The organism is Streptomyces sp. NPDC048643, assembly GCF_040650615.1.
Lineage (GTDB): Bacteria > Actinomycetota > Actinomycetes > Streptomycetales > Streptomycetaceae > Streptomyces.
The window spans coordinates 1-25,443 of record NZ_JBEZHO010000006.1 but is presented as its reverse complement, the minus strand read 5'-3'; the positions used below and the strand labels follow the sequence as shown (position 1 = coordinate 25,443).

The window sequence follows — 25,443 nt, the reverse complement described above, 5'->3', positions numbered from 1 at the left end:
CGGCCAGCAGCACCTCGATGTCGTCGGTCACGGTGTCGAGCGTACGGAGGCCTGTTCCGTGCCCTGCCCGGTCCCCCGCCCCGCCCTCCGCCGCGGCCGGCCCGGGCAGCCCATCCCGGCTCAACTCCCCCTCCAGGTGCCGCTTTTCAGCCGGCGGGAGCACGCGGGACCGTCACCGCTGTACCCATCAGCCCGCCCCTCACCGTCCAGCGGCCGTCGAAGGACGCGACCGGGCGACCGTCCACCACCGGTCCGGGGACGAGGAGTTGGGCTCGGAAGCGGCCCGTGGGGGCACCGGACGGCGCGGCCCCGGGCGCGCTCGGCGTGACGGAGATGTCGATGTCCGCCTCGGAGAAGTCCAGCCACTCGCCGGTGAGGGGGAACCACGCCTTGTAGACCGACTCCTTGGCGCTGAAGAGGAGGCGGTCCCAGTGCACGGCGGGGATTCGGTCCCGTAGGAGGGCGAGGCGGGCCGACTCGGCGGGCAGGGCGACGGCTTCGAGGACACCGGCCGGCAGGCCCTTGTGGGGTTCGGCGTCGATGCCGAGCGAGGCCAGGTCAGTGGCGCGGGCGAGGGCTGCTGCGCTGTAGCCGTCGCAGTGGGTCATGCTGCCGACCAGACCGGCCGGCCACCGCGGCGCGCCGCGCTCGCCGGGCAGCACGGGGGCCGGGGGAACGCCCAGTTTCTCCATGGCACGCCGGGCGCAGAAACGCACGGTCGCGAACTCGCGTCGCCGTTTCGCCACCGCCCGGGTCAGGAGCGCCTGTTCCTCGGGGTACAGCGGCGCGGCCTCGGTCCCGTCGTCACCGTGGCTCTCCACGGCCACCACCGACTCCGGGAGCAGCTCCTCCATCACCGGCTTTGACCTCCATCGGCAGAATGCGGCGCAGCGTGCCCGGCTGTCCCGGACGCTTGCGCCATTCTCGCGGGTAACCCACCGAGACCTCTTCGAAGCGCACACCCTCGTGCCAGGTGGTCCGAGGGATGTGCAGATGTCCGTAGACCATGGTCTCGACGCGGAACCGGCGGTGCCAGTCGGCGGTCGCGGTGGTCCCGCACCACATGGCGAACTCGGGGTAGCGCAGGATGTCCGTCGGATGGCGGTCCAGCGGATAGTGGTTGACCGGGACGACCGGCAGGTCGTCGGGGACTTCGGCGAGCCGGCGTTCGGTCTCGGCGACCCGGGCCCGGCACCAGGCCTCACGGCTCGGGTAGGGGTCGGGGTGGAGCAGGTACTCGTCGGTGCAGACGACCCCGGTCTCGTGGGCGTAGGCCAGGCCCTGGTCCTTGTCGGCGCAGCCCGCGGGCAGGAACGAGTAGTCGTAGAGCAGGAAGAGCGGGGCGACGACGGCCGGGCCGCCGGGGCCCTCCCAGACGGGGTAGGGGTCCTCGGGGGTCGCGACGCCGAGCTCCCGGCACAGGGCGACCAGGTGGTCGTAGCGGTCGACGCCCCGAAGCTGGACGGAGTCCTTCGGGTGGGTCCACAGTTCGTGGTTGCCGGGGACCCAGACGACCTTGCGGAAGCGGCCGGCGAGTGTCTCCAGGGTCCAGCGGATGTCGTCGACGATCTCGCCGATGTCTCCGGCCACCAGGAGCCAGTCCCGGTCCGTCTCGGGGTGCATCCGTTCGACTATGGCGCGGTTCTCGGGATAGCCGATGTGCAGGTCACTGATGGCGAGCAGGTTCCCGTCGCCGCCGTCGATCGGCCGCACGCGGCACCCCCGAAGAACCGTGGACATAGGACGGCAACACAAGAACACACGCGGCCGCCGGGGGACAAGGAGGCGCCAGGCGGGGAGGCCCGACGGAAGATCGGTGAATCCGTAACATCCCTGTAGCAGCGGAGGGGTTCCGCGCCCCCTATGATCGCCCCAACACCACCGTCTCGAACCGGCCTTGGCCCATGACGGCTGGGTGTACCTCCCCTACCCCTGGCCGGGCCCGGCCTGCTCCGCCGTGCCCGGAAACCGTAAAGGTGGCTTGCATGGGCTCTCCCGTACGCGTCTGGCTCAACCGCACGTACGCGGAGAACGTGTTCTTCATCGATCAGCTGCGGAGTAATCCGCAGCATCGTGCGGTCGAGGTCCATGCCACCCACGGCGACGCCGACTCCCCCGTGCTGGCCGCGGCGGACACCGCCGAGCTGGAGCCGGACGGTCTGTCGCCGCGCGCCTACGTCGAGTACGCGCTCGACCTCTGCGCCCGCCGCTCGATCGACGTGTTCGTGCCGGTCCTGCACCAGGCGGCGATCGTGGCGCAGCGCGCGGAGTTCGCCGCCGTGGGCACGGCGCTGCTGGCACCGCCCGCGGAGGCGGTCGCGGTCTTCCACGACAAGGCCACCGCGTATCAGGCGGTCGAGTCCGTGGGGGTGCCGGTGCCTCCGTGGTGGCGGGTGCGCACGGAGGAGGAGCTGGTCGCCGCGGTCGAGTCGCTGGAGGCGGCGGGTCAGCGGGCCTGCTTCAAGCCGGCTGCCGGAGCGGGCGGGGTGGGCTTCCGCGTCATCACCCGCACGCCGTTCTCCCTCACGCATCTGAACGGTTTCCCCAGCGCGTACGTCCCGCTCGACCTGGTCGTGGAGGCGCTGCGCGCGGCCGAGGAGCCCGTCGACTGGCTGGTCATGCCGCACCTGGGGCAGCCCGAGGTGTCGGTGGACTGCCTGACCGGGCCCGACGGGCGGGTGCGCATGGCGATCGGGCGGACCAAGAACGGGCGCCGTCGCGGCTTCACACTGCACCCCTCCTGGATCGAGCCGGCGCGGCTGCTCGCGGAGGCGTTCGGACTGAAGCACCTGTCGAACATCCAGTTCCGGATGTACGGCGACCAGCCGGTCCTGATGGACGTGAACACCCGTCCGGCGGGCGGGCTGCACCAGCTCGCGCAGTGCGGGGTGAACGCCCCCTGGGCGGCTGTGCAGTTGGCGTTGGGCGAGGAGACGGGCGAGATCGTTCCGCCGTTCCTCGCGCAGGACTACACGGTGGTGTCGGGTCCGCGTCCGGTGCGTCCGGTGTCGCTGCCGCAGCAGCGGACGGCGGCGGACGCGGACGCGGCGGTGCCCATGCTCCCGGCGGTGCCGGCCCAGCCCATGGACTCCCCGTCCGGCCCGCACGGGACGGTCCCCGCGAACGCGACGGGATCCACGGCGTCCTCACCGGTCGGCCCGGCGAACGCCTCGGCCTCGGCGGCCGCCGCCCCGGCGGGCAGCGCCGCCACCGCGCCGGCCTAGTGCGGTGCCGGTGAACGCGTACCGGGCCGGGCCGAGCGCCGGGCCGGGCCGAGCGCCGGATCGGGCGTCGGCGGACCTGTAGGTTCCCGGCATGAGCGGTGACGTCGGGACGCGGATCCGATGCGCGCAGGAGGCCGACGCGGCCGTGATCGCGCGCGTCCACATGGCCTCGCGGTCGGCGACGATGCCGTATCTGCCCCCGCAGAGACGGAACCACGAGCAGGTCACCCGTTGGGTCCGGGACGTCCTGCTCAAGGAGTGCCTCCTGTGGGTCGCGGTGTGCGATGCGGAGGTCGTCGGCTACGCGGCCCTGGACGGCGACCTGCTCGAACACCTCTATCTGCGCCCGGACGTCCGCCGGCGGGGCGTCGGCACGCTCCTGCTCGACGAGGTGCGGCGGCACCGTCCCGACGGGGTGTCCCTCCACGTCTTCCAGCAGAACACCGGCGCCCGCGCGTTCTACGAGCGGCACGGTTTCGTCGTCGTCGAGGCCGGCGACGGGGCCGGTAACATGGAGAACCTGCCCGACCTGACGCTCCGCTGGACACCGGAGGGCCCGCGGCGGTGAACCGGCTCCCGCGTCCGGGGCCTCGGCAGGCCGCGCGGTCGGCCGGGATGCGGCGGCGCGGGGCATCGGATTCCAGGGTCCACTGGGGTGACCACGGCGACCCGCGATCTCTCGACCACTACCGTGACGCGGCGAACTCCTGCCACTGGTTGGGTAGTTGATCGAAGACCCGAAATCCGCTCCGCGTCTTGACAGCTCGATTGGTCCATACCAACTTGGTTGCGCACCTCTCTGCACTCCCGAACACCCCCATTCCCCAGGGAGATCGCGTGCGCATCACACAACTCAGACGCTCCAGACATCGCTTCCTCGCCCTCCTCGGCACGGCCGCGCTGGCCCTGGCCGGGGCCGTCGCCCTGCCCGGTACGGCACAGGCGGCCAACATCCTGACCAACCCCGGCTTCGAGACGGGCGGCCTCTCCCCCTGGTCCTGCTCCGGCAACCTGGGCTCCATCGTCTCCAGCCCGGTCCACGGGGGCGCCAAAGCCCTTGCGGGGGCCGTGAGTTCGAGCGACAACGCGCAGTGCACCCAGACCGTGTCGGTCCAGCCGAACACGACGTACAGCCTCAAGGGCTGGGTGCGCGGCAGCTACGTCTACCTGGGCGTCGACGGCGGCGCATCGACCTGGACGACGTCCCCGTCCGCGTACAGCCAGCTCAGCGTCTCCTTCACCACCGGCGCCTCGCAGACCAGCGCGAAGATCTACGTGCACGGCTGGTACGCGCAGGGCACCTACTACGCCGACGACATCAGCCTGGACGGTCCGGGCGGCGGCGGGGGCGGCTCCGACACGCAGGCACCGACCGCGCCCAGCGGTCTGACCTCGACCGGCAAGACCTCCTCCAGCGTGTCGCTGTCCTGGGCCGCGTCGAGCGACAACGTCGGCGTCACCGCGTACGACATCTACAGCGGCTCCAACCAGTTGCTCAGCGTGTCGGGCACCAGCGCGACCGTCAGCGGGCTGTCCGCCGGCACGGCCTACACGTTCACCGTCAAGGCGCGGGACGCGGCCGGGAACACCTCCGGCGCCTCCAACTCCGTGAGCGTCACGACGAACGCGGGCGGTGGCGGCGGCACCGGCTTCAAGCAGGCCGCGCCCTACCTGTACGAGGGCTGGGGCGACCCGCCGAACCCCACCACGGTGATGAACGCGACCGGCGTCAAGTGGTTCACGATGGCGTTCGTCCTGGACTCCGGTGGCTGCACGCCGAGTTGGGACAGCAGTCGGCCGCTGACCGGTGGCGTCGACCAGACCGCCATCAACCAGATCCGCTCGGCGGGCGGTGACATCGTGCCGTCGTTCGGTGGCTGGCAGGGCAGCAAGCTCGGCGCCAACTGCTCCTCGGCGAGCGCACTCGCCGGCGCGCTCCAGAAGGTGATCGACGCCTACGGCCTCAAGGCGATCGACATGGACATCGAGAACACCGACGAGTTCGAGAACGAGGCCGTCCAGGCGAAGATCCTGACCGCGCTGAAGACCGTCAAGGCCAACAACCCCGGTCTGAGGACGATCGTCACCTTCGGCACCTCGACGACCGGCCCGACCTACTACGGGAACCGGCTCATCGAGCAGGCGCAGTCGCTGAACGCCAACATCGACGTCTTCACCATCATGCCGTTCGACTTCGGCGGCGGCTCCGACATGTACGGCAACACGGTCAACGCGGCCGAGGGGCTGAAGACCAAGCTGAAGTCGACCTTCGGCTGGGACGACTCGACGGCCTACTCGCACATCGGCATCTCCGGCATGAACGGTCTGTCCGACCAGCAGGAGAACACGACGCCGGCGATCTGGACCCAGATCCGCGACTGGTCGAACACCCACCACATCGCCCGGCTCGCCTACTGGTCGGTCAACCGCGACCGGTCCTGCCCCGGGGGCGGCGTGGTGAGCAACTGCTCCGGCATCAGCCAGAGCACCTGGCAGTTCACGTCGATCACGGCCGGCTTCACGGGCTGAGACCGACAGCGGGCCCGCCGGGGCCCGCCGGACAGCGAGACGACGCGGCGGGGCGCCCGGAGATCCGGGCGGCCCGTCGCGTTACGCTCCCCGCACGACCGGCGTCAGCAGAAAGGCCCGCGGTGACCAGCACGCTCTCCGAGGGGAACACCCCGCCCCGCGCCCGACTGGGCAGTTGGCCCACCCCGCTCGAACCGGCGCCCCGACTGGCGGCGGCGCTCGGCCTCGGCCCCGACGACCTGTGGGTCAAACGCGACGACCTCACCGGCCTGGGCGGCGGCGGCAACAAGATCCGCAAGCTGGAGTGGACCTGCGGTGCGGCGCTCGCCGACGGCGCCACCGTGCTGGTGACGACCGGCGCGGCGCAGTCCAACCACGCCCGGCTGACGGCGGCCGCGGGCGCCCGGCTGGGGCTGCGGGTCGTCCTCGTCCTCGCGGGCTCGCCTCCGGAGTCCGGGCCCTCCGGTACCCCCGCGAACACCGCCTCGGGCAACCTCGCGCTCGACGGCCTCCTCGGCGCCCACGTCGTCCGGGAGGAGGACCGCACCCGACTCGCCGCGCGGGCGGAGCAGGTCGCGGAGGAACTGCGGGCGGCCGGAGAGGTCCCGGCGCTGATCCCCTTCGGCGGGTCCAGCCCGCTGGGCGCCCGCGGCTACGCCGCGTGCGCGGACGAGATCATCGACCAGGCGCCGGACGTGGCGAGCGTGGTCGTCGCCCTCGGCTCGGGCGGCACCATGGCGGGGCTCGTCGCGGGGCTGGGCGACGGGCGGGTCCTCGGCGTGCACGTCGGCGCCGTCGACGAGCCCGCCCGGACCGTCGCGGACCTGGTCTCGGAGCTGTGCGGCCGCCCCTGCGACCCGCACGCGCTGCGGGTGCGCCACGACCAGGTCGGGGCGGGCTACGCCACGCTCACCGAGCCGGTCATGAACGCCCTGACCCTGGCCGCGCGGACGGAGGGCATCGTCCTGGACCCGATCTACACCGGCCGGGCGATGGCCGGGCTGGCAGCCGCCGTCGCGGACGGCGACATCGCCGCCGGGCAGCGCACCGTCTTCCTGCACACCGGCGGACTGCCCGGCTTCTTCGGCCACCCCACGACGGTCGCCCGGGCGGAGGCCGGGCTGCTCGACCTTCCGGGCGACCCCACGACGCCCTCGTCGACTCCCTGACGCCGGGGGACGTCAGGCCGGTGATGCCGACGGCGCCGTCTACGTGAGGTAACCCAGGCCCGGGTGCACGGCCGTGTAGCCGTCGACCAGGGCGCGTGCCACGTTCACGGAGTCCACGAGCGGGTGCAGGGCGAAGGCCTTCACCGCGGTCGTACGGGACCCGGACGCGACGGCGGAGAGCACCTCGCGCTCGACGGCCTTGACCGCGCAGACCAGGCCGGTGGCGTGACCCGGCAGCGGGTCGACGGCGACGGGGTGGGCACCGTTCGCGTCGACCAGGCAGGGCACCTCGATGACGGCCTCGCTGTCGAGGGCGCCCAGCGTGCCCCGGTTGCGGACGTTGAGGATCAGGGTGGTGCGCTCGTCGCGGGCGATGGCCCGCATCAGGGCGAGCGCCACCTTCTCGTAGCCGCCCGACAGGTCGTCCGCGTCCCGTTCGCCGGCGCCGGCCGCGTCCCGGTTCTCCGCCATGTAGGTGGCCTCGCGCTCGGCGCGCGTACGGTCCCAGGCGCTCAGGGCGGCGGCGTCCGGGCGCTTCATCTCGTCGTAGAAACCGGCCTGTTGGTCGCGCAGGAACGCGCCGCGGGTCCGGTCGGCCTCCTGGTAGGCGCGGACGGTCTCGCGGTTGAAGTAGTAGTAGTGCAGGTACTCGTTGGGCACCGCGCCGAGCGACTGGAGCCACTCGGTGCCGAAGAGCTTGCCCTCCTCGAAGGAGCCGAGCAGGGCGGGGTCGGCGAGCAGGCGCGGGAGTTCGTCGCGGCCCGCGACGCGCAGACCCCGTACCCAGCCGAGGTGGTTGAGCCCGACGTAGTCGATGAACGCCTCGCGCGGATCGGCGCCGAGGACCCGGGCGATCCTGCGGCCGAGGCCGACCGGCGAGTCGCAGATCCCGATCACCCGGTCGCCGAGGTGCCGGGACATCGCCTCCGTGACCAGGCCGGCCGGGTTGGTGAAGTTGATGACCCAGGCGTCGGGCGCGAGGCGGGCCACGCGCCGCGCGATGTCCACGGCGACGGGCACGGTGCGCAGGCCGTACGCGATGCCGCCGGCGCCGACCGTCTCCTGGCCGAGGACGCCCAGGTCGAGGGCGACCCGCTCGTCGGCGGCGCGCCCCTCCAGGCCACCGACCCGGATCGCGGAGAACACGAAGTCGGCGCCGCGCAGGGCCTCGTCGAGGTCGGTGGTGATCGTCACCTCCGGCGCGTCGGGCACATCCGCCGCCTGTTCGGCGAGGACCCGGGCGACGGCGGAGAGCCGGTCCGCGTCGAGGTCGTGCAGCACGACCTGGGTGACGCGGCCCTCGGCACGGTCGCCGAGGAGCGCCCCGTGGACGAGCGGGACACGGAATCCGCCGCCGCCCAGAATGGTCAGCCTCACGCAAGTACCCCTTCGCAGTTCGTCCGGGGTCACGGGCCGCGCGGCGAGGGTCACGCCACGGCCGCCCGGACGTCCGTTCCTTCCGGGGCGGACCGCGCCACCGGGCCAGGGGCTCCCGCGTCGTCCCACGTCCCGGGCCCGTGGCCGGTGTCGTCGCTCCGCCGGCACGCCGTGAACAGTACTCGGCGCCGGCCGCCTTTCCTCGCAGCGCCCCAGGCGCGGCCCCCGGACACCGCCTAGCCGGTCGGAGCGGTCCCCACAAGTGGTCCTGGGCCCTACGCGGGGCCGGGCACCCCGTGATTCCATCCAGGCCGGTGTCCGTCGCGCTGCGGAAGGTTGCTGATGAAACGTCAACTACTGTCACTGGCAGGTTTGTTGGGTGCGCTCTCGCTCGGTCTGGGGTCGTCGGCCGCGGCGGCGGGCGCGCCCGTGTGGACCGAGACCGGCACCTCGTACGTCGACACCCTGAGCGGCGGCCAGGGGCTGGCGAGCCGGGCGGACGGGTCGCTGCTGCACCGCGGGCTCCTCACCATCCCCCTCGGCCTGCGGATCAAGGGCTGGAACCACGTGGGCGACCCCGACATCGCGCAGGGGAACGTGTTCGACGCCTATCAGGGGCCCGACTCCGCGACGACGAAGATGTTCGCCGTCACCACCCCCACCGGGAAGCGCTACGAGTACGTCCACCGACTCGACCCGGGCGAGAGGCTGAACAACTCCTTCGCCACGGTGTCGCCCGACGGACAGTGGCTGGTGTCGGGCGAGTGGGGCGACCAGGACCGGCTCCAGGTGTTCCCGGCCCCACTGCTGAACCCGTCGACCCCCCGTACCGGCGGCGTCCTGCCGCAGGCGGGGCAGATCACCCTCGACAGACCGGTCCGCGACATCCAGGGCTGCGACTTCGTCGACGCCACCCGGCTGCTGTGCGCCTCGGACGACGGCTCGCGCGCGCTGTTCCCGGAGGACCGGCCGCTGCTCCAGGTCGACCTGGAGCACGCGGTGGACGGCCGCCCGGTCACCGGACACGTCACCAGCCTCTTCGCCCTGCCGCAGCGCGGCCTGTGCGACGGGACGTACGAGGCGGAGGGCGTCGACTACGACACGGTGAGCGGGACGCTGCGCACCGAGGTCGTCCAGCCGGGCGTGTGCGCCGTCGCGACCTCGGTGTACGCGTACCGGCTGCGGTAGCCGGGCGGCCCGGCAGGTCGACGCGGGCCTCGGCGCGGGCGGACAGGCGTGGAACCGCGACAGGCTCCGGACGACGGCGGCGGGTTCGCCGCCGTCGTCGATCCCCACCGTGCCGGACCGTTGTCGACGTCAACGGTTGTTGCGGTCCGTTCCGTGCGGCACGCTGGTGCCGCACGTCCGAACCGCCCCGCCCGGGGCCCGGCCCCAGGGAGCCCGTCATCGCAGGCCGGCAGCGCGCGACCGACCAGGCGGAGCGCGGCTCGGCCACGACCGGAGCGCCGTCCTCCTCACCGGGGGCGGACGCGTCTTCCGGCGCGACACGGACGAGGCGGAGCCGCGCGTGACGAACGACCTGCTGGAGCGCCTGGGTACCGCCGAGCGCATGACCATGCGCGGGTTGCCGCAACGGATCGCGGACACCGAACCGAACGCATGACCGGCGGCCGGTCCGCGCCCGAGCGGCTCCTCGCCGTGCTCGCCGCCTTCGACCAGGGTCACCCGGCGCTGTCCCTGACGGCGATCAGCCGGCGGGCCGGCCTCAGCCTCACCACCACGCACCGATTGGTGGCGGCCCTCGCCGAGTGGGGCGCGCTGGAACGGGACGCGGACGGCGTCTACCACGTGGGCCTGCGCCTGTGGGAGACCGCGGCGCTCGCACCGCGCGGCCTGGGTCTGCGGCAGGTCGCCCTGCCGTATCTGGAGGACCTGTACGAAGCGACGCACGAGAACGTCCAGTTGGCGGTCCGGGACGGCGAGGAGGTCGTCTACATCGAGTGGATCTCCGGACGCTCGGCCGTCGGCGTCCGCATCCAGGTGGGCGCCCGCTGGCCCCTGCACGCCACCGGCGTCGGCCTCGCCCTGCTCGCCCACGAGGCCCCTGCCCTCCAGGACGCCTACTGCGCGGGCCCGTTGACCGCCTTCACCCCGTACACGATCACCGACCCGGCCCTCCTGCGCCGCACCCTCGCCGAAGTGCGCCGCACCGGCGTCGCGGTGAGCGACCGTCAGATCACGGACGACGCCTTGTCGGTGGCGGCCCCGGTCCACGGCCCGAACGGAACCGTCGCCGCCGCCGTGTCGGTGGTGGTTCCGCACTCCGGCGCACGCACCCCGGCCCTGATACCGGCGGTACGGCTGGCGGCCCGCGGGATCTCTCGGGGGCTGGGATGGCGGCCGGACGGACCGACGGACAGGGCGCCCGGGACGGCGACCTGATCCCGCACGGGCTCCGGCTCCGACTCGTCAGGCACGTCGTATCGCGATCACGTTGTCCGTGACCGTCGCCGTCCGTCCCTCCGGGCCGCTGGCCGTTCGTCGGGGTGCTTCGGCTCGTTCGGTGTGCCAGGTGTCGTCCAGGTGCAGGGACGAGACGACCTCGTCGGGAGTGGGGAAGCGGATGTCCTGGCCCGCCTGCCAGGACCAGGGTGCCAGTGAGGCGTGTTCGATCACGATCAGCAGGCCGCCGGGGGCCACCGCCCGGGCGGCCCGGCGGAGGACCTGTTCGCGGGAGATGGCCACCGGGGTGTGGAAGTAGGTGGCGGTGACCATGTCGTGGGTTCCGTCGGGGAAGGTCTCGGCGAGATCGTGGCGGCGGGGTGCGACCCGGTGCGCCACGCCGGTGGCCGCGGCTGCCGCGGCCACCCGGTCGAGGGCGGTCTGCGACACGTCGACGGCCGTGACGTGCCAGCCGAGCCCCGCGAGCCAGAGCGCGTCGCCGCCGTGTCCGCAGCCCAGGTCCAGTGCGGTGCCCGGCTCGGGCGCCAGGCGTTCGACCAGGCCCGTCAGGACGACGTTGGGCTTGGTGCCCCACCGCGCGTCCATGCCGGCGTAGTGCTTCTCCCAGAAGGCTGCGGAGTCCGTGTCGCTGTCGTTCATGGGGTCCTTTCGGGCGCGGCCGGCCGGTGACCGGTGGCTGGGCTCCGCCGCGCTCCGAAGGAGTCCTGGGCGGCGTTCCGCTCTGAACCCGAGCATGCGAGCGCTCCTGACGAAGTCGCAACCGACCATGCCGTTTCGGCAAGCTGCCGGCACGGGCACCTCCAAGAAGGCTGGGCCGACGACGACCGGACCGCCGGGCTCCTGGTCCTCTTCGGACACCAGGGAGCTACGGGGCGGCCACCTCAGGGCCCGTACCGGCTGACGTCCGCCGGAGCGGGGTTCAGGGCGTTTCCCGGCCGCCCAGCCCCGCCAGCAGTCGGCGGTCCCTCGGGGCATCGGCCCGGTCGAGCCGGGTGTTCAGCACGCGGCGGGCCGCCTCGCAGCGACCGGCCGCCACGAGGGCGTGGAAGAGCGTCTCCTCCACGACCTCGCGCTGCGCCGCGCTGCCGCCGACCCGGGCGAGGACCGGGAGCAGGGCGGCGAGGCCCGCGGCGGCATCGGCGAAGCGCTCCTCGACGAGGGCGGCGAGGGCCTCGCAGAGCGGAGCGACCACCGCGCGCTGCACCGGGTCGGCGCCCGCGGCGTGGTCGCGGAGGCGGCGCAGGGCGGCGAGGTCACCGGCGGCCGTGAGAGCGACCGCCGCGTGGAGGGCGGTGAAGGCCGTGGCCGGGCGTTCCACGTGCTCGGGGGCGACGCTGTCGAGGATCTCCGACGCCGGTATCCGGCCCCGCCAGCTGTCGCTGAGCAGGGCCCGCCACAGCAGGGACCCGGAGTCGACCAGCGCACGCACACCGGTCACCCGGCCCGGGGCCAGCTGGGCGAACCAGCGTCTGCGGACGGCGGCGGGGTCGTCCAGGGCGAGTTCGTGCAGGGCGATGTGCCAGGAGAAGTGGGCCCGGTGGACGGCTCCCCTGCCCTGACCGGAGACCCAGGCGTCCAGCCAGTCGCGGCCCTTCGCGTGGGCGCCGCACTCGTAGTGGACGTGGGCCAGCGCGTGCACGGCGTGCCCGGCGGCGGGCTCGGCGGCGAGGGCGTGGTGGGCCAGCTCGGCCGCCTCCGCGTAACGGCCCTGATCCTGCCGCAGGAAGGCCAGCAGCGAGGCCGGGAACCAGTGTCCGTCGTAGGCGGGCGAGGCCTGCTCGACCAGCTTCAACGCGTAGGCGGCGTCGAGGTCGTTGATGCCGGAGAAGGCGATGGTGGGCACGGCGGCGGCGAGGGCCAGCGCGTCGGCGGGGTGGGCGGCGAGGTGGTCGAGCAGGGCGCCCGCACCGGCGTCCGGGGGGTCGGCGCGCACCCGGCGGTCCACCATGTCGACGAAGGAGCGCTCGCGTGCGTCGGCCCGTTCCCGCGCGGCGCGGCGCGCGTCCGCCAGAGCTCTCGGTACGTCGACGTCGGCGCCGCCCTCGTGACCGAGCAGGGCGAGGGCGGCGTGCCCGAGGGCGAAGCCGGGGTCGAGCGCGACGGCGCGGCGAAAGGCGCCCTCGGCGCCCGCCCTGACCTTCTGGACCCGCTCGAGTCCGGTGCGGTGGGCGGCCGCCGCCTCGGCGTGGGTGGACAGCGGGAGTCCGTGGGAGTCGAGGGGACGGCGGCGGGCAGCTCGTCGCGGCGGGACGAGGAGGGTGAGCAACTGCCGGGCCAGGTGAGCTGCTTGAGAGCGGATCTCGGGGACCGCGGTGGTCTCCCACAGTTCCCCGCGGCGTGGGGCCCCCAGGGTGAACAGGGCGAGCCCGGTCCGCCCCGACGCGTCGACGAGCCGCCCGTCACGGGTCGCCACGCCCAGGCCGAGCGGTCCGGGGACCGCCGCGTCGGTGTCGAACAGGCAGCGCCACAGGGGGTCTTCGGGGCGCGGACCCGGTCCGGTGCAGTCGATCACCCAACCGGCTTCCAGGCGGGTGCCGTTGGAGAGAGTGACCAGGAGGGTGCCGTCGGGTCGTGCGGACGTGTCGGTGATCCGGCCCGTGTGCACGCGCAGCCGTCGGGACGTTCGCGCCCGGTCCACGGACTCCGCCGTCGCCGGCGCCATGCGGTGGCGGTGGGCGTTCCACAGTGCGCCCTCGCGCTCCAGGAACGCGGCGCGCTCGTCGGGTGTGAGGCTGTGCCACAGGCGCGCGGTGTGCGGGCGCAGGCTGTCCAGGGCGGGCCGCCAGTCGCCGTGGGTGCGCACCGCGCGGCCGATGTGGCGGTAGACGGTCCGGCGCAGCGCGGAGAGGGTGGGGGCGTCGAGGTCGTCGGGTGCGGGCATCGGGGCGGCGGGGCTCAGCGCGTGCGGCTGGGGCAGCAGTCCGGTGCGGGAGACGGCGTGCACGGTGCGGTCGGGCCGGTCGAGGGTGAGCGCCAGGTCGACCGCGGTGAGGCCGGTGCCGACCAGCAGGACGTCGGCCCGCGCGGCGCTGTCGGGGCCGGTGCCGCGGTGGGCGAGCACGTCGTCGAGGGCGCCCGGCGCCCACGGGGACCGGACGAGGCGCCCGGAGGCGCGGAGGCGGGGTGGGGCCCAGTCGGCGGTGGTGCCGGCCGGTCCGGTGGCGAGGACCACGCCGTCGGCCACCAGGCGCGCGCCGTCGGCGAGTCGGAGCTCCGGTCGGCCGTCGGAGGTACGGGTGCAGCCCTCGGCCCTGGTGCGCAGCCGCTGTACCGCGACCGTGCCGTGGGCGTGGACGACGGCCCGCCCCAGGGTGTCGGCGAGGTAGGCGCCGTAGCGGTAACGGGTGGCGAAGTCGGCTGGCGTGACGGTGGGTTCGCCGTGCCGGCACAGCCAGCGGGTGAAGTGACCGGGGTCGTCGGGATGGCAACTCATGCCCCCCGCGGGCACGTTCAGTCGGTGCCGGGGGTCGGTGGTGGCGTACGCGGTGCCGCGTCCGGCCTCCGGGGCGGGGTCGATCAGGACGAGGCGCAGGGGCGTCCGGCGGCGGGCCGCCGACTCGCACAGTTGCACGGCGGTGAGTGTGCCGGCCGCGCCCGCTCCGACGATGGCCACGGTGGGGCGCTCACGGGCTGGACTCACGGATACCTCCGGCTGGTCTGGTGCGGATCCGACAGGCGGAACTCCTCGTCCCCCTGTCGGCCGGAGCCGCCGGAAAGGGCTTCCGGAGAGGGGCGATCTCACCGGAAGCTCAGGAATCCGTTCGGCACTTCACACTCTGTTCATAAACGGAGGCGGCCCGACACCATGGATTCCGGACGTCTCTCCGGGTGTCCTCACAGGAATCTCAGGTGAGGGAGGCCGAATTCAAAGAATCGACCCATGAACGTCGCACAAGATGCCTCGGAGGCAAGGGGGAAGCAGAAACCGAGGAAAGGCGTTCCGTGGAGGTCCCCGAGATATCCGTCCGGCCCGACTCCGTGCCGGAGACCGCAGGACGGCACCCGCGCCGGAGCGGGCGTCCCGCCTGGTCACGGCGTGGGGTGCTCACCGCCCTCGGCGCCGCCGTACCGGCACTCGCCCTGACGGGGTGCGGTGCCTCCGCCGGCGCGGCGGAGGGATCCGGCGCGACGGCGACCGGCGGTGCGACGGCCGGGTCCGGGGCCACGTCCCAGGTCAGGACGCCGACCCTCTCCTTCACCCCGGCCGACGGCACGAAGAAGGCCGCGTTCGGCAGCCCGGTCGGGATAACCGTGACGGACGGCACCCTGTCGACGGTCGTGGTGTCCGGCAACGACGGTTCCCTTCTGGCCGGATCCTTCGACGAGGCCCGTACACGATGGACCTCGTCGAGGAATCCGTACTCGGGCACCAAATACACGGTCACGGCGAAAACGGAGGACGGCTCGGAGCACATCGCGACCTTCGTCACGAAGTCCCCGGGCGAGACCTTCGTGGGCCGGTTCACGCCCGAGGCGAATTCCACCTCGGGTGTCGGCATGCCCGTGTCGATCGCCTTCACGCACGCCGTGACGGACCGGGCGGCCGTCGAGAAGGCCGTCACCGTCACGGCGGAGCCCGCGGTCGAGATCGTCGGCCACTGGTTCGGGAACTCCCGGCTCGACTTCCGGCCGCGGGAGTACTGGGCCGCCGGCACGAAGATCACGCTGAGCCTGCGGCTGAAGGACGTCGAGGGCGCGGACGGTGTCCACGGCGTCCAGTCGAAGGACGTGACCTTCCACATCGGCCGCCGCCAGGTGAGCACCGTGGACCTCGCGAAGGAGACCATGACGGTCGAGCGGGACGGCAGGACCCTCGCGAGCTACCCGGTCACCGGCGGCGACGCGGACCACACCACCTGGTCCGGGATCATGGTGATCAGCGAGCGGCTGCGGCAGACCCGCATGGAGTCCTCGACCGTGGGGCTCGGCGACGAGTACGACATCGCGGACGTGCCGCACGCCCAGCGCCTGACCACGTCCGGCACGTTCATCCACGGCAACTACTGGGCCGCGGCCTCGGTCTTCGGCAGCGGCAACACCAGCCACGGCTGCATCGGCCTGCACGACGCGCAGGGCGGGGCCGACCGTTCCGTACCGGGCTACCGGTTCTACGACAGCTCGATGCTCGGTGACGTGGTGGTGGTCGAGAACTCGGGTGAACGGACCGTCGAGGCGTCGAACGGCCTCAACGGCTGGAACCTGTCGTGGGCGGACTGGAAGACCGGCAGCGCCCTGTGACGGCGGTGCCGAGGGGCGGGTGCCGGCGTGGCGCGCCGGGCCGCCCCGACCGCGCGACTCCTTCTTTCACGGCGTGAACTCCCGTACGCCGCAAGGAGTTTCTCGGCTTCACCTCTTGACGGTCGGAGTGACAGAGAGCACATTGGCCGCGCAGCTGCTGTGAGAGCGCTCTCAAAGGCCATGGGAGCGCTCTCACGACCACCCGCGCACCCCACACTCCGTACCCGAAGAGGCACCCATGAGTGAAACTTCCGGCACACCAGTCAGACGCGGCTCCCTCCGGCGTGTGCTCATCGCCGTGTTCAGCACGCTGAGTCTGGCCGCGGCCGCCGCGACGGCGGCCACCCTCCCCGCGAACGCCTCCGCCCCCACTCCCCCCTCCGGCTGGTCCCAGGTCTTCCTCGACGACTTCAACGGCACGGCCGGAACCGGCGTCAACACCGCCAACTGGCAGTACGACACGGGCACCAGCTACCCGGGCGGCGCCGCCAACTGGGGCACGGGCGAGGTCGAGACGATGACCTCCAGCACCAACAACGTCGCTCTGGACGGCAGCGGCAACCTGCTGATCACCCCGCGCCGGGACGCCTCCGGCAACTGGACCTCGGGCCGCATCGAGACCAAGCGCACCGACTTCCAACCGCCCGCCGGGGGCAAACTGCGCGTCGAGTCGCGGCTCCAGATGCCGAACGTGACCGGCGCCGCCGCCAAGGGCTACTGGCCCGCGTTCTGGGCGCTCGGCGCGCCCTACCGCGGCAACTACCAGAACTGGCCGAGCGTCGGCGAGCTGGACATCATGGAGAACGTCCAGGGCCTCAACACCGAGTGGGCCACGATGCACTGCGGCACCAACCCGGGCGGCCCGTGCAACGAGACGTCCGGCATCGGCGGCAACACCCCCTGCGCCGGGAGCACCTGCCAGGCCGGCTTCCACACGTACGCCATGGAGTGGGACCGGTCGACGAGCCCCGAGGAGATCCGCTTCTACCTCGACGGCGTCAACTTCCACACGGTGAAGGCGAACCAGGTCGACGCGACCACGTGGGCGAACGCCACCAACCACGGCTACTTCGTCATCCTGAACGTCGCGATGGGCGGCGGCTTCCCCGACGCCTTCGGCGGCGGTCCCGACAGCGGCACGGTGCCGGGCCACCCGCTGGTGGTCGACTACGTCCAGGTCCTCCAGTCGGCCGGCGGCGGCGGCGGGACCACCCCTCCGCCCACCGGCAACCGTGACGCCTACAGCACCATCCAGGCCGAGTCGTACGACGGGCAGGCGGGCGTCGGCACCGAGACCACCACCGACACCGGCGGCGGCCAGAACATCAGCTCCATCGCGAACGGCGACTACGCGCTCTACAAGGGCGTCAACTTCGGTTCCACGGCGGCCAGGCAGTTCTACGGGCGGGTCGCGAGCGGCGCGGGCGGCAGTGTCAGCGGGCTCGTCGAGGTGCGTCTCGACAGCCGGACCGCGACACCCGTCGGCAGCTTCGCGCTCGGCAACACCGGTGGCTGGCAGTCCTGGCGGACCGTTCCGGCGAACATCAGCTCCGTCACCGGAACGCACGACGTCTATCTGACCTTCACCAGCGGCCAGCCGGCCGACTTCGTGAACGTCAACTGGTTCGACTTCGGTCACTGAGGCGCGGCTCCCCGCGGGGAGCGGTGCCCGACGGCCCAACGGCCGGGCGGGAGGGGCGGACCACACGGTCCGCCCCTCTCAGCGCAGTTCGGCGCGGAAGGCCGCCGGAGCCGCCCCCGTGTGCTGCTGGAAGAACTTCGAGAAGTTCGCCGAGTCCGGGAAGCCGACGGCCACCCCGATGCGCCCGATCGGCATCTCCGTGTGCGCGAGGAGCCGTTTGGCCTCCAGGACCACCCGCTTGTCGATGAATCCCTTGGGCGTCTCCCCCGTGGCGGCGCGCACCGCGCGGACCAGGGTGCGCCGCGAGTAACCGAGCGCGTCGGCATAGGCGCTGACGCTGTGGTTGGTGGCGAAGTCCTTCTCGACCGCGCCCCGGAAGCGGGTGAAGGTGGTGTCGGTGTGTTCGCGGGCCGCCTCGGCGGAACTGGCCGCGAGATGGGCGAGGCGCAGCAGGAACGCGGTCAGCGAGTGCCGCAGCACCGAGGTGTGCAGGCTGAGCGGCAGCGTGGTGGTGTCGACGTACTCGCGCTCCAGCTGGGCGAGCGAGTGCTCCAGGGCAGCGAGTCGGCCGGCGTCGGGGTGCAGCAGCGGGGGCAGGTCGTAGCGGTAGAGGCCGGTCGCCTCGACGGTCGCGCGCGGCAGGAACCCGGGCTGCATGGTCAGGACGGTGCCGCGGTACCGGTCGGTGCTGGAGAAGCGGTGCACCTGGCCGGGCCGGATCCACAGGATGTCGCCCGCCGCGGCCTCGTACTCGGCGAAGTCGATCATGTGACGGACCGGGCCCTCGCTGAAGAGCATCACGACGTGGAAGTCGATGCGGTGCACGCGCTCCAGCGGGGCCTCCGCGTGCCAGGTGCGCCCGGTCCCCATCGCGCCGACCTGCATACCGACGCCGGAGAGGCTCAGATCGGACGGGAAAGGGAACGTCCTGATCCCGTCCGGGGTGCCTCCCTCGCCCGCGGCACCGCTTCGGGCCCCGGTCCCGCCTTGGGTGGTTCTGTCTGCCATGTCCTTCTCGCGTCGGCTCGCCACGACTCTGCGTGTCCCACTTTCACCGAAGGCTGACACACGGGCACCTTCCGCAGCAAAAGTCTGACTTTTAGGTTTGAAGGCGTTCGACCAGCGACGACCCCTCCCGTGAGGACTTCTTGAAGATGAGTACGCAGAGCTCCGACGACTTCACCTGGACCGAGCTCGACCGCCGAGCCGTCGACACCGCCCGCATCCTGGCCGCTGACGCCGTGCAGAAGGTGGGCAACGGCCATCCCGGAACGGCGATGAGCCTGGCCCCGGCGGCGTACACCCTCTTTCAGAAGGTGATGCGTCACGACCCCGCCGACCCGGAGTGGACCGGACGCGACCGTTTCGTCCTCTCCCCCGGTCACACCTCGCTGACCCTTTACACCCAGCTCTTCCTGTCGGGCTACGAGCTCGGCCTCGACGACCTGAAGGCGTTCCGCACGCACGGCTCGAAGACGCCCGGTCACCCGGAGTACGGGCACACCGCCGGCGTCGAGACCACGACGGGTCCGCTCGGCCAGGGCGTCGCCAACGCGGTCGGCATGGCGATGGCCGCCCGCTACGAGCGCGGCCTCTTCGACCCCGAGGCCCCCGAGGGCGAGTCCCCCTTCGACCACACCATCTGGGCGATCGTCTCCGACGGCGACCTGGAGGAGGGCATCTCCGCCGAGGCCTCCTCGCTCGCCGGCCACCAGAAGCTCGGCAACCTGGTCTTCGTCTACGACGACAACCACATCTCCATCGAGGGCGACACCGCGACCGCGTTCTCGGAGGACGTCCTGGGGCGGTACGAGGCGTACGGCTGGCACGTGCAGCGCATCGAGCCCTCCCTCGGCGGCGACATCGACGTGCACGCGCTGCACACCGCGCTCACCGCGGCCAAGGCCGAGACCGGGCGGCCCTCCATCATCGCGATGCGCACGATCATCGCCTGGCCCGCGCCCAACGCGCAGAACACCGAGGCCTCGCACGGCTCGGCGCTCGGGGCCGAGGAGATCGCCGCCACCAAGCGCATCCTGGGCTTCGACCCGGAGCAGACCTTCCAGGTCGACGCCGAGGTGCTGGCCCACGCCCGGCAGGCCCTCGACCGGGGAGCCGAGGCGCACGCCGCCTGGGACAAGCGGATCGACGCCTGGCGCACCGCCGACCCGGAGCGCGCCAAGCTCTTCGACCGGATCGTCGCGGGCCAGCTCCCCGAGGGCTGGGAGGCCGCGCTGCCGGTGTTCGAGGAAGGCACCTCCGTGGCCACCCGCGCCGCGTCCGGCAAGGCGCTCCAGGCCCTCGGTGACGTGCTCCCCGAACTGTGGGGCGGCTCCGCCGACCTGGCCGGCTCGAACAACACCACCATCGACAAGACGTCCTCCTTCCTGCCGAAGGGCAACCCGCTGCCGGAGGCCGACCCGTACGGCCGCACCGTGCACTTCGGCATCCGCGAGCACTCGATGGCCGCCGAGATGAACGGCATCGCGCTGCACGGCAACACCCGCATCTACGGCGGCACCTTCCTGGTGTTCTCCGACTACATGCGCAACGCCGTCCGGCTGTCCGCGCTGATGCAGCTCCCGGTCACGTACGTCTGGACGCACGACTCCGTCGGCCTCGGCGAGGACGGCCCCACCCACCAGCCGGTCGAGCACCTCGCCTCGCTGCGCGCCATCCCGGGCCTGAACATCGTCCGCCCGGCCGACGCCAACGAGACCTCCCTCGCCTGGGCCGAGATCCTCCGCCGGCACGCCACCGACCCGGCCCCGCACGGTCTGGCCCTCACTCGCCAGGGTGTGCCGACCTACCCGGCCAACCCCGACACCGCGCGCGGCGGATACGTCCTGCGGGACTCCTCCACCGAGACCCCGGACGTCGTCCTCATCGCCACCGGTTCCGAGGTGCAGCTCGCCGTCGAGGCGCGCGAACGCCTGGAGGCCGAGGGCGTCGGCACCCGCGTCGTGTCGATGCCGTCCGTCGAGTGGTTCGAGGAGCAGTCCCCGGAATACCGGGCGCAGGTGCTTCCGCCGTCCGTGAAGGCCCGCGTGGCGGTCGAGGCCGGCATCGGTCTGACCTGGTACCGCTACGTCGGTGACGCAGGACGCATCGTTTCGCTGGAGCACTTCGGCGCCTCCGCCGACGCCAAGACACTGTTCACCGAGTTCGGCTTCACCGCCGAGAACGTCGCCGCCGCCGCGCGGGAATCCCTCGCCGCCCTGCGCGGTTGATCCGCTCGTACCAAGGAAGATGATCACTGTGACCGAAGCAACCGCGACCGCGGCAACCCTGAAGCGCCTCTCCGACGAAGGCGTGTCCATCTGGCTGGACGACCTGTCCCGCAAGCGCATCGAGTCCGGCAACCTGGCCGAACTCGTCGAGAACCGCCATGTGGTGGGCGTGACCACCAACCCGTCCATCTTCCAGGCCGCCATCGGCTCCGGCGAGGGCTACGAGGAGCAGCTGGCCGACCTCGCCGTCCGCAAGGTGACGGTCGACGAGGCCGTCCGCATGATGACGACGGCCGACGTCCGCGCCGCCGCCGACATCCTGCGCCCGGTGTTCGAGACGACCGGCGGCCGCGACGGCCGGGTCTCCATCGAGGTCGACCCCCGGCTGGCCCACGACACGGACGCCACCATCGCCGAGGCCAAGCAGCTCGCCTGGCTCGTCGACCGCCCGAACGTCATGATCAAGATCCCCGCGACGGAGGCGGGCCTCCCGGCGATCACCGAGGTCATCGGCCTCGGCATCAGCGTGAACGTCACGCTGATCTTCTCCCTGGAGCGCTACCGCGCCGTCATGGACGCCTACCTGGCGGGCCTGGAGAAGGCGGTCGCGGCGGGCATCGACCTCGCCGGCATCCACTCCGTCGCCTCCTTCTTCGTCTCCCGCGTCGACGCCGAGATCGACAAGCGGCTCGCCAAAGTCGGCACCGACGAGGCCCTCGCGCTCAAGGGCCGGGCGGCGCTCGCCAACGCGCGGCTCGCCTACGAGGCGTACGAGGAGGTGTTCGCCGGGGACCGCTGGACGGCGCTCGCCCCGTCCGGCGCCAACAAGCAGCGACCGCTGTGGGCCTCCACGGGCGTCAAGGACCCCTCGTACAAGGACACCCTGTACGTCGACGAGCTGGTCGCGCCGGGCACGGTGAACACCATGCCGGAGGCGACGCTGAACGCGACCGCCGACCACGGCGACATCCACGGTGACGCGGTGACCGGCGGCTACGCCCAGGCGCGTGCCGACCTGGCCGCCGTCGAGGCGCTCGGGATCTCCTACGACGAGGTCGTCGCACAGCTGGAGACCGAGGCCGTCGCCAAGTTCGAGGTGGCGTGGGAGGACCTGCTCGAAGCGGTCTCGACCTCGCTGCGCGGCAAGGGAGTCGAGAGGGCATGACCAAGCGTGGGGAACTTTCCGACGACACCGCGCAGGATGCGGCCGCCACGCCGCAGGGATCCGGTGACGCGCCCGTGGAACCGTCCGGCCTGACGCCCGAGGCGCTCGCCGAGGCGCTCGGCGTCGTCCCGGCGGCCGACTGGGACAACCCGCTGCGTGACCCGCGCGACCGCCGGCTCCCCCGGATCGCGGGCCCCTCCGGGCTCGTCATCTTCGGTGTGACCGGTGACCTGTCCCGCAAGAAGCTGATGCCGGCCGTGTACGACCTCGCCAACCGGGGTCTGCTGCCGCCGGGTTTCTCGCTCCTCGGGTTCGCCCGTCGTGAGTGGGAGGACCAGGACTTCGCGCAGGTGGTGCACGACTCGGTGCGCGAGCACGCGCGCACCGAGTTCCGCGAGGAGGTCTGGCAGCAGCTCGCCCAGGGCATGCGGTTCATCCCGGGCGACTTCGACGACGACGCCGCTTTCGAGCAACTGCGGGAGGCCGTCGAGGAGTTGGACTCCTCGCAGGGCACCAGCGGCAACTACGCGTTCTATCTGTCCGTCCCGCCGAAGTTCTTCCCCAAGGTCGTCCAGCAGCTCAAGAAGCACGGACTCGCCGACGCCCCCGAGGGGTCCTGGCGACGTGGCGTCATCGAGAAGCCGTTCGGCCACGACCTGAAGAGCGCGCGCGAGCTGAACAAGATCGTGCACGAGGTGTTCGACCCGGACCAGGTGTTCCGTATCGACCACTACCTCGGCAAGGAGACCGTCCAGAACATCCTGGCGCTCCGCTTCGCCAACCAGATGTACGAGCCCATCTGGAACCGGTCGTACGTCGACCACGTCCAGATCACCATGGCCGAGGACATCGGCATCGGCGGCCGGGCCGGCTACTACGACGGCATCGGCTCCGCACGCGACGTCATCCAGAACCACCTCCTCCAGCTGATGGCGCTGACCGCCATGGAGGAACCGGCCGCGTTCGACGCCGAGTCGCTGCTGACCGAGAAGCTCAAGGTGCTGCGTGCCGTGAAGCTGCCGGAGAACCTGGGCGAGCACACCGTGCGCGGCCAGTACGCGGCGAGCTGGCAGGGCGGCGAGCGGGTGCGCGGCTACCTCCAGGAGGACGGCATCGACCCCGCGTCGACGACCGACACCTACGCGGCCGTCAAGCTCCAGGTCGACAACCGCCGTTGGGCGGGCGTCCCCTTCTACTTGCGTACCGGCAAGCGGCTCGGCCGCCGGGTCACCGAGATCGCGGTCGTCTTCCAGCGCGCCCCGCACTCCCCCTTCGACTCCACGGCCACCGAGGAACTCGGCGCCAACGCGATCGTCATCCGCGTCCAGCCGGACGAGGGCATGACGGTGCGCTTCGGATCGAAGGTGCCGGGTACCTCGATGGAGATCCGGGACGTCACCATGGACTTCGCGTACGGCGAGTCGTTCACCGAGTCCAGCCCGGAGGCGTACGAACGGCTGATCCTGGATGTCCTGCTCGGCGACGCCAACCTCTTCCCCCGTCACCAGGAGGTGGAAGAGTCCTGGAAGGTCCTCGACCCGATCGAGGGGTACTGGGACGCGCACGGCAAGCCCGCGCAGTACCCCTCGGGCAGTTGGGGCCCGAAGGAAGCCGACGAGATGCTCGCACGAGACGGACGGAGCTGGCGCAGGCCATGAAGATCGATCTGACCGACACCACGGCAAGCAAGATCAACAAGGCGCTCGTGCAGGGGCGCAGGGCCATCGGCACCCCCGCCGTGGGCATGGTCCTGACGATGGTCATCGTGACCGACGAGGAGAACGCCTACGACGCCATCAAGGCGGCCGAGGAGGCGTCCCGCGAGCACCCCTCGCGGACGCTGGTCGTCATCAAGCGCGTCGCCCGCACCCCGCGCGACCGCACCAACTCCCGCCTCGACGCGGAGGTGCGCGTCGGTTCGGACGCGGGCACCGGCGAGACGGTCGTCCTGCGGACCTACGGCGAGGTGTCCGACCACGCCGACTCCGTGGTCCTGCCGCTGCTGCTGCCGGACGCGCCGGTCGTCGTCTGGTGGCCGGTGGACGCGCCGGACAACCCGGTCAAGGACCCGCTGGGCGCCCTCGCACAGCGCCGGATCACCGACATGTACGCCGTCGAGGACCCGCTGCGCGCCCTGGAGGCCCGCGCCGCCTCGTACGCGCCGGGTGACACCGACCTGGCGTGGACCCGGTTGACGCCGTGGCGCTCGATGCTGGCGGCGGCCCTCGACCAGGCCCGCGCGAAGGTGATCTCGGCGACGGTCGAGAGCGAGGCGCAGAACCCGAGCGCCGAACTGCTCGCCCGCTGGCTGGAGGCACGCCTCAAGGTCACCGCCGAGCGCGTCGTCACCGCGGGGCCGGTGGTGACCGCCGTACGGCTCGGCACCGAGAACGGCGAGATCGTGATCGACCGTCCCGACGGGCCGCTGGCCACGCTGTCCCTGCCCGGACAGCCGCCGCGCACCCTGGCGCTGAAGGTGCGCTCCACCTCCGAGCTGATCGCCGAGGAACTGCGCCGCCTCGACGCGGACGAGATGTACGCCGTCGCCCTGCGGGGCGAGGGCATCAAGGAGACCTCCCGTGCCTGACTTCCCCCGCCTCACGCGGCGTCCGGAGTGGGTGGCCCTGGAGGACCACCGCGCGACCACGCTGCTCCAGCCCCACCTGCGTGAGCTGTTCGCCACCGACCCCGGCCGCGCCGAGCGCTATGTCGTCCGGGTCGGCGATCTGCACATCGACTACTCCAAGCACCTGATCACGGACGAGACCCTCGCCCTGCTCCAGGAACTGGCCTCCGCGACGGGTGTGTTCGGGTTGCGGGACGCGATGTTCCGGGGCGAGAAGATCAACACGACGGAGGACCGGGCGGTGCTGCACACCGCGTTGCGGGCGCCGGCGGACGCGGTGGTGGAGGTCGACGGCGAGAACGTCGTGCCGGGCGTGCACGCGGTCCTGGACAAGATGGCCGGGTTCGCGGGGCGGGTGCGCTCGGGTGAGTGGACCGGTCACACCGGGCGGCCGATCCGCAATGTGGTGAACATCGGTATCGGTGGTTCGGACCTGGGTCCGGCGATGGCCTACGAGGTGTTGCGTCCGTTCACCGACCGTGGTCTGACGGTGCGGTTCGTGTCGAACGTGGACGGTGCGGACCTGCATGAGGCGTTGCAGGGTCTGGATCCGGCGGAGACGCTGTTCATCATCGCGTCGAAGACGTTCACGACGATCGAGACGATCACGAACGCGACCTCGGCGCGGGAGTGGCTGCTGGAGGGGCTGAAGGCGGGTCAGGAGGCGGTCGCCCGGCACTTCGTGGCCCTGTCGACGAACAGCGGCAAGGTCGCCGACTTCGGGATCGACACGGCGAACATGTTCGAGTTCTGGGACTGGGTCGGGGGCCGGTACTCCTTCGACTCGGCGATCGGCCTGTCGTTGATGATCGCGATCGG

Annotated in this window: 18 protein-coding genes and 1 pseudogene; 13 read left to right on the top strand and 6 right to left on the bottom strand. The window is 72.2% G+C overall.

The genetic code is table 11. The features are described from left to right. Positions 1–146: 146 nt before the first annotated feature. A complete protein-coding gene (locus tag AB0C62_RS08060; protein ID WP_362970720.1) occupies positions 147–857 on the bottom strand; it encodes a 4'-phosphopantetheinyl transferase superfamily protein in 711 nt (236 codons plus the stop codon). Further along, complete coding sequence (locus tag AB0C62_RS08055; RefSeq protein WP_362970718.1) at positions 805–1,713, bottom strand: metallophosphoesterase; 909 nt, start codon at positions 1,711–1,713, stop codon at positions 805–807. Before AB0C62_RS08055 ends, AB0C62_RS08060 begins: the two co-directional genes overlap by 53 nt. Positions 1,714–1,985: 272 nt before the next feature. Here AB0C62_RS08055 and AB0C62_RS08050 point away from each other — a divergent pair, with 272 nt between their 5' ends. From AB0C62_RS08050 to AB0C62_RS08035, 4 genes are all read left to right on the top strand, one after another. Further along, positions 1,986–3,224: an ATP-grasp domain-containing protein gene (locus tag AB0C62_RS08050; protein ID WP_362970716.1), complete on the top strand. Its 1,239-nt coding sequence runs from the start codon at positions 1,986–1,988 to the stop codon at positions 3,222–3,224. 91 nt (positions 3,225–3,315) lie between these two features. After that, positions 3,316–3,792 carry a GNAT family N-acetyltransferase gene (locus AB0C62_RS08045; protein ID WP_362970714.1) on the top strand — a complete coding sequence of 159 codons (477 nt, stop codon included), beginning with the start codon at positions 3,316–3,318 and terminating at the stop codon, positions 3,790–3,792. A gap of 269 nt (positions 3,793–4,061) precedes the next feature. After that, positions 4,062–5,753, top strand: a complete 1,692-nt coding sequence (locus tag AB0C62_RS08040) for a carbohydrate binding domain-containing protein (protein WP_362970712.1) — start codon at positions 4,062–4,064, stop codon at positions 5,751–5,753. A 122-nt stretch (positions 5,754–5,875) separates the two neighbouring features. Next, a complete protein-coding gene (locus tag AB0C62_RS08035) occupies positions 5,876–6,922 on the top strand; it encodes a D-cysteine desulfhydrase family protein (protein ID WP_362970710.1) in 1,047 nt (348 codons plus the stop codon). A gap of 39 nt (positions 6,923–6,961) precedes the next feature. Here AB0C62_RS08035 and AB0C62_RS08030 read toward each other — a convergent pair whose 3' ends face one another. Then, positions 6,962–8,299, bottom strand: a complete 1,338-nt coding sequence (locus tag AB0C62_RS08030) for a 6-phospho-beta-glucosidase (protein ID WP_362970708.1) — start codon at positions 8,297–8,299, stop codon at positions 6,962–6,964. Positions 8,300–8,641: 342 nt separating this feature from the next. Between AB0C62_RS08030 and AB0C62_RS08025 the strand changes: the two genes are divergently transcribed. Further along, positions 8,642–9,487 (top strand): hypothetical protein, encoded by an 846-nt coding sequence (locus AB0C62_RS08025; RefSeq protein WP_362970706.1) that lies wholly within the window; start codon positions 8,642–8,644, stop codon positions 9,485–9,487. Positions 9,488–9,919: 432 nt separating this feature from the next. Then, on the top strand, positions 9,920–10,702 hold the full coding sequence (locus AB0C62_RS08020) for an IclR family transcriptional regulator (RefSeq protein WP_362970704.1): 783 nt from the start codon (positions 9,920–9,922) through the stop codon (positions 10,700–10,702). A gap of 27 nt (positions 10,703–10,729) precedes the next feature. Here AB0C62_RS08020 and AB0C62_RS08015 read toward each other — a convergent pair whose 3' ends face one another. Together AB0C62_RS08015 and AB0C62_RS08010 are read right to left on the bottom strand one after the other, a co-directional pair. Continuing rightward, positions 10,730–11,362, bottom strand: coding sequence for a class I SAM-dependent methyltransferase (locus AB0C62_RS08015; protein WP_362970702.1), 633 nt, complete (start codon positions 11,360–11,362; stop codon positions 10,730–10,732). Between the two features lie 280 nt (positions 11,363–11,642). After that, complete coding sequence (locus AB0C62_RS08010; RefSeq protein ID WP_362970700.1) at positions 11,643–14,363, bottom strand: FAD/NAD(P)-binding protein; 2,721 nt, start codon at positions 14,361–14,363, stop codon at positions 11,643–11,645. Positions 14,364–14,701: 338 nt separating this feature from the next. Between AB0C62_RS08010 and AB0C62_RS08005 the strand changes: the two genes are divergently transcribed. Further along, entirely contained in the window at positions 14,702–15,961 is a 1,260-nt protein-coding gene (locus AB0C62_RS08005) for an Ig-like domain-containing protein (protein WP_362971100.1), read from the top strand. 238 nt (positions 15,962–16,199) lie between these two features. Beyond that, the gene (locus tag AB0C62_RS08000) at positions 16,200–17,603 is read left to right on the top strand and encodes a glycoside hydrolase family 16 protein (protein WP_362970698.1); all 1,404 of its coding nucleotides are present in this window, start codon (positions 16,200–16,202) and stop codon (positions 17,601–17,603) included. 78 nt (positions 17,604–17,681) lie between these two features. Here the strand turns inward: AB0C62_RS08000 and AB0C62_RS07995 are convergent, their stop codons facing one another. Next, positions 17,682–18,611 carry an AraC family transcriptional regulator gene (locus AB0C62_RS07995; RefSeq protein ID WP_362970696.1) on the bottom strand — a complete coding sequence of 310 codons (930 nt, stop codon included), beginning with the start codon at positions 18,609–18,611 and terminating at the stop codon, positions 17,682–17,684. Positions 18,612–18,757: 146 nt separating this feature from the next. On the opposite strand from AB0C62_RS07995, the gene tkt reads away from it, so the two are divergent. The 5 genes and pseudogenes from tkt to AB0C62_RS07970 form a co-directional block, all read left to right on the top strand. Beyond that, positions 18,758–20,833: a transketolase gene (gene tkt, locus AB0C62_RS07990; protein WP_362970694.1), complete on the top strand. Its 2,076-nt coding sequence runs from the start codon at positions 18,758–18,760 to the stop codon at positions 20,831–20,833. A gap of 19 nt (positions 20,834–20,852) precedes the next feature. After that, positions 20,853–21,998, top strand: a complete 1,146-nt coding sequence (tal, locus tag AB0C62_RS07985) for a transaldolase (RefSeq protein WP_362970692.1) — start codon at positions 20,853–20,855, stop codon at positions 21,996–21,998. Continuing rightward, entirely contained in the window at positions 21,995–23,656 is a 1,662-nt protein-coding gene (zwf, locus tag AB0C62_RS07980) for a glucose-6-phosphate dehydrogenase (RefSeq protein ID WP_362970690.1), read from the top strand. The genes tal and zwf overlap by 4 nt, the downstream gene beginning before the upstream one ends. Further along, a complete protein-coding gene (gene opcA, locus AB0C62_RS07975) occupies positions 23,653–24,585 on the top strand; it encodes a glucose-6-phosphate dehydrogenase assembly protein OpcA (RefSeq protein ID WP_362970688.1) in 933 nt (310 codons plus the stop codon). The genes zwf and opcA overlap by 4 nt, the downstream gene beginning before the upstream one ends. After that, positions 24,578–25,443, top strand: a pseudogene (locus tag AB0C62_RS07970) (glucose-6-phosphate isomerase); the annotation flags it as partial. The gene opcA and the pseudogene AB0C62_RS07970, both read left to right, overlap by 8 nt.

Excerpts from the sequence above, each read along its gene's own strand:
- AB0C62_RS08050 (WP_362970716.1), top strand. The coding sequence starts at position 1,986 with ATGGGCTCTCCCGTACGCGTCTGGCTCAACCGCACGTACGCGGAGAAC.
- AB0C62_RS08045 (WP_362970714.1), top strand. The coding sequence starts at position 3,316 with ATGAGCGGTGACGTCGGGACGCGGATCCGATGCGCGCAGGAGGCCGAC.
- AB0C62_RS08025 (WP_362970706.1), top strand. The coding sequence starts at position 8,642 with ATGAAACGTCAACTACTGTCACTGGCAGGTTTGTTGGGTGCGCTCTCG.
- AB0C62_RS08020 (WP_362970704.1), top strand. The coding sequence starts at position 9,920 with ATGACCGGCGGCCGGTCCGCGCCCGAGCGGCTCCTCGCCGTGCTCGCC.
- AB0C62_RS08015 (WP_362970702.1), bottom strand. The coding sequence starts at position 11,362 with ATGAACGACAGCGACACGGACTCCGCAGCCTTCTGGGAGAAGCACTAC.
- AB0C62_RS08000 (WP_362970698.1), top strand. The coding sequence starts at position 16,200 with ATGAGTGAAACTTCCGGCACACCAGTCAGACGCGGCTCCCTCCGGCGT.
- AB0C62_RS07995 (WP_362970696.1), bottom strand. The coding sequence starts at position 18,611 with ATGGCAGACAGAACCACCCAAGGCGGGACCGGGGCCCGAAGCGGTGCC.
- tkt (WP_362970694.1), top strand. The coding sequence starts at position 18,758 with ATGAGTACGCAGAGCTCCGACGACTTCACCTGGACCGAGCTCGACCGC.
- tal (WP_362970692.1), top strand. The coding sequence starts at position 20,853 with ATGATCACTGTGACCGAAGCAACCGCGACCGCGGCAACCCTGAAGCGC.
- zwf (WP_362970690.1), top strand. The coding sequence starts at position 21,995 with ATGACCAAGCGTGGGGAACTTTCCGACGACACCGCGCAGGATGCGGCC.
- opcA (WP_362970688.1), top strand. The coding sequence starts at position 23,653 with ATGAAGATCGATCTGACCGACACCACGGCAAGCAAGATCAACAAGGCG.